The organism is Methanobrevibacter sp. (assembly GCF_017447225.1).
Lineage (GTDB): Archaea > Methanobacteriota > Methanobacteria > Methanobacteriales > Methanobacteriaceae > Methanocatella.
In genome coordinates this window covers 1-4312 of sequence record NZ_JAFSNZ010000064.1, presented here as the reverse complement: position 1 = coordinate 4312, position 4312 = coordinate 1, and the positions used below count along the sequence as shown (strand labels likewise).

Genomic DNA, 4312 nt, shown 5'->3' with positions numbered 1-4312 from the left:
TTCAACATATTATATAATAAATAATTGATGCAGGACTTAGAACATGAAAATTACATGCTTAAATCAATACTGGAGAACTCTCCAAGTTCACAGACATTTCCGTTTGATGAGTATAAAAAGGTTTCACCATCTTATTTCAAAGATTTAAAAGAACAGCTATTAATTAAATATCGGGATAAAAAATTAACTGATATTAAAGGCAGTAATGTTATAGAAACGCCTTATGGTGAGACTTTAAGTATTGTCCAAAAGGAAAAGATAGATTTCAATCTGGCTGAAAATAACTTTAAAAATCAGATGAATCATAATCTGAAGTTGCTTCCAAAAATAGGCATTAAAACAGAAGAAAAATTAAAAAAACAGGGATATGATACAATAGAATCCCTTCTAAACCATGATTCACATAAAGAGAATGCCCGCAAATTTTTGGAAAATATTGACGAAATGCCCTTTTCAAGTATTGTTGATTTGCTGAATGAAAATAAGTATCAAAAGCAATGCAAGGACAACTTAATCAAGTGCGTAAGCATTCCCGATGTCAGCGACTTCAAGTTCATGGATATAGAAACCTTGGGCCTTTCCAATGTCCCGATAATTCTAATCGGCGTTGCTGAAATCAAAGGAAAAAATATCATATCTTCACAGTACTTCCTAAGGGATCTTGATGAGGAATTGGCTGTTTTAAAGGCTTACTTTTCACATTTGGATGAGGATTCAGTTCATGTAACGTTCAACGGAAAGACTTTTGATGTGCCGTTCATAAAAAACAGGCTCAATTACCACAGACTGAATGTTGATTTTGATTTGGCACACCTTGATTTAATGTATTTTGCAAAATATCTCTGGAGAGATGAGCTTCCGGACTGCAAACTGCAGACAATAGAAAAATACAAGTTCGGACTTGAAAGGGTTGACGATGTTCCAGGCCAGTACATTCCAGGTTATTATAATACTTATCTGAGCGAAAACAATATTGGGCCAATGGTTCCGATAATAGAACACAACAGGCAGGATATCGTTTCGCTGGCTGACTTTTTGGCTAAAATGTATGAAGAGGTTAATTACGAATAGGTGCTTAATATGGGGTTATTTGATCGATTTAAAAAAGACAAGAAAGAAAAGAAGGTAAATGAAATTCCAACGGAAATTGAAATTCCAGAAGTTGAACTGCAGCTGAAAGAAATTGCTATGAACAGCAAAAACAGAAATGAGCGGGCAGTTGCAGTAAACAATATCACGAACCAGTATGTGGCTCTTGACCTGGCCAAAAACGTTAAAGACAGGGCAATAAGGCTCATGGCAGCAAACAAACTGGAAGATGAGGATTTATTATGGGATGCAGCTAAAAACTCCAATTTTTATGATGTCAGAAGCTTTGCATATGAAAGATTGGGAGAAAACAACAAATCCATAGCTGAAATGGTAATTAACCAGAAAAAATCCCCTCAAATAACTGAAATTTTCAATAAGATTGAAGATGAAGAAACCCTTAAAGACATTGCAATTGAAGCAAAGGACAAAAAGTACAGAAAAGAAGCACTTGAAAAAATCAGTGATGAGAAAATATTATCTGATCTGGTATTTAAAGCAAAAGATAAATCCATTCGTAAAGCTGCCGTTTTAAAAGACTCATTCACAGATGAGGATACTCTTCAAGAAATTGTCCTGACAGATTCGGACAGCGAAGTCAAGATTGCAGCCATTAACAAGATTTCAGATGAGGAGAAACTTGTGGAGATAGCAAAAGAGGAGGATAACGCTAAAATCAGAAACATCATTTTTGAAAAAATCACAAATCAGGATTTAATAAAAGACATTGTCTTAAACTCCAAAAAATCTGATGTCAGGCTGGATTTGGTTAAAATCATTGATGATGAAAAGCTATTGTCTGAAATTGCTTTGAGTGATGAGGACAGTGTTGTCAGAAGCGAAGCGATCAAAAAGATAAGCGATGAGGACACATTAGTCAAGGTTGCCCGCAGTGATTCAGACAGATTTTCACGCCAGACTGCCGTTAAAAAGATCACTGATGCGGATGTGTTAATTGACATTGCATTAAATGATGAGGATTCATTCGTAAGGACTCATGCTGTGACAAACCCAAATATTACCTCAGAAGAGGATTTCGTCAAAATTGCAGTCAATACTGCTCATGAGGACATCGCCCGTGAAGCGATGAAAAACATCACCTCCGAATCAGCTTACGTTAAGATATTGCATGATTCAAAATTAGCTTCCGTCAGAAAGGATACTTTAGATAATATTGATGAGCTTAAGGTATTGGTTGAAATCATTTTAGCCAACAAGGATGTCGACTTTAGCCTTAAGGCATTGAATAAGATTGATGATGAGGACATTATTGTTAAAATCTATGAGCAGAATATCCATGAGGACATTTCAGTCAGATGCGTTTCCAAAATAAGGAGCCAAAGCACGTTAACTGACATTTTAGAAAAGGATAAATCATGGAGAGTAAGGGAAGCCTGCGTTAAAAAGATTGTAAGTAAGAAAGTTCTCAAAAACGTTTCTGTCAGTGATGAAAACGAGTATGTAAGAAATGTTGCTAAAAACAGGATTCAGACATTAAGCTAAAAAAATAAGTTATTCACCAATAGTTAATTGGTGAATACTAAAGAGGTACATCCTTTTTGGTAAAGTAAATGTAGGATATGGCCAGTCCAATTAGAAATGTTGCCAAAATGATTCCATAGGATAGAGAAGTGCTTGTGGCATACTCAGCTATTTCACCGGATGCAATTAGGTATGGGCATGTCCATGGCACATATGGGGCCCAGCTCTGACCGTATATCATCAGATTCACTAAGGACAAACCGGCACCGCCAACCATTGCAGGAACCATATTCGTAATGAACAGTGAAACAAATACGAATGGGGAGAATGTTAGGAATAATAAAACGTTGGCAAATAGAAGCTCTGCAAAGCTATCCATAAATAGTTTCACAGTAAATCCATCTAAACCTGCAATAAATCCAAATACTGTTGCTGATATGCTTGTCACTACTGTTAATATCATAATCCATACTAAAAACATTATATATTTGCTTACTAGGAATTTTCCTCTTGATATTGGAATTGTCAGCATTGATTTTAAAGTATGTTCATTGTATTCCCTGCCGAAAAGATAGGATATGATTATTGCAAAAAGGAGAATTGCAAACATAGCTGACATATACATATTAACATTTGTAAATAATGCTTCAAAGCTTTGTCCTTCATCAAATGCTGTAACTGCTATAAACATTAATAGGGGAGGTAAAATTGCTCCCACTAAACTTAACAAAAAGATATTTGATCGTTTAAGCTTTATAAATTCCATTTCTATAAAAGTTAACATTTAATCACCTTATGTGTTGGATATCATTCGTGTAAAGAAATCCTCCAGATTTTCTTCACATAAATTTACTTTCTTAACATTGATGCCTGAATTAACGAATAGTCTATTGATTTCATCTCTTGATTCAATATTTGTATATAAATGGATTTTTCCTTCATTTTTAAAAGTAAAATCATAATTCTCATTTAGACCTAATTCTTCGAGAATTTTAATAGCTAATTCTATATCGGACACTTCAAATTCCACAAATTTATCCAGTCTTTCGTATAACTCTTCTTTTGACATTTCTTCAATTAACACTCCATTGTCCATAAATCCGATAACATCAGCAATGTTTTCTATTTCACTTAGAATGTGGCTTGAAATCAGTATGGTTATTCCATATTCGTGGGATAATCTTTTTAGTAGAGTCCTGATTTCCTTGATTCCGAAAGGATCAAGGCCGTTAATTGGTTCGTCTAAAATTAACAGGTCGGGATTGTGCATAATAGCGGCAGCTATTCCCAAACGCTGTTTCATTCCCAATGAGTAATCTTTAAATTTTTTGGATTCGTGTTTTTCTAAATCAACAAGTTCCAGTGCCAATCTTATATAATGGGGATTGTAATTTCCTCTTATTTTTGAAATGATCTTTAGGTTTTCATATGCTGTCAGATTTTCATAAAATCCTGGAGTTTCAATAATTGATCCTATATTTGAATAAATTTCTTTAGAATGTTTTTTGGGATTTTTCCCGAAAAGAAAAATTTCTCCGCTGCTTGGGTATACAAGATTTAGAAGCATGCACATTGTAGTTGTTTTTCCAGCTCCATTCTTTCCAAGAAGTCCGTAGATTTTTCCCTTTTCAACGTGCATGTTGACGGAATTTACAACCATATCCTTTGAATACTTCTTTGATAAATTCACTGTTTCTATTGCATAATCATTCATTTTATCACCATTTAATCATAAGTTATT

4 protein-coding genes are annotated in these 4312 nt (G+C 34.3%); 2 read left to right on the top strand and 2 right to left on the bottom strand.

Going from position 1 to position 4312, the window contains the following annotated elements; genetic code table 11:
- Positions 1 to 24: 24 nt before the first annotated feature.
- A complete protein-coding gene (locus IJQ68_RS06395; RefSeq protein WP_342765135.1) occupies positions 25 to 1071 on the top strand; it encodes a ribonuclease H-like domain-containing protein in 1047 nt (348 codons plus the stop codon).
- Positions 1072 to 1080: 9 nt separating this feature from the next.
- Positions 1081 to 2592, top strand: a complete 1512-nt coding sequence (locus IJQ68_RS06390; protein WP_292798371.1) for a HEAT repeat domain-containing protein — start codon at positions 1081 to 1083, stop codon at positions 2590 to 2592.
- Between the two features lie 37 nt (positions 2593 to 2629).
- On the opposite strand, the gene IJQ68_RS06385 is transcribed toward IJQ68_RS06390, so the two are convergent.
- The gene (locus IJQ68_RS06385) at positions 2630 to 3355 is read right to left on the bottom strand and encodes an ABC transporter permease (RefSeq protein ID WP_292798369.1); all 726 of its coding nucleotides are present in this window, start codon (positions 3353 to 3355) and stop codon (positions 2630 to 2632) included.
- Positions 3356 to 3364: 9 nt separating this feature from the next.
- Positions 3365 to 4285, bottom strand: a complete 921-nt coding sequence (locus tag IJQ68_RS06380; RefSeq protein ID WP_292798367.1) for an ABC transporter ATP-binding protein — start codon at positions 4283 to 4285, stop codon at positions 3365 to 3367.
- Between the last annotated feature and the right edge of the window lie 27 nt (positions 4286 to 4312).

What these genes read in the sequence shown, in the direction of transcription:
- IJQ68_RS06380 (WP_292798367.1), bottom strand. Translation starts at nt 4,285, where the DNA reads ATGAATGATTATGCAATAGAAACAGTGAATTTATCAAAGAAGTATTCA.
- IJQ68_RS06385 (WP_292798369.1), bottom strand. Translation starts at nt 3,355, where the DNA reads ATGTTAACTTTTATAGAAATGGAATTTATAAAGCTTAAACGATCAAAT.
- IJQ68_RS06390 (WP_292798371.1), top strand. Translation starts at nt 1,081, where the DNA reads ATGGGGTTATTTGATCGATTTAAAAAAGACAAGAAAGAAAAGAAGGTA.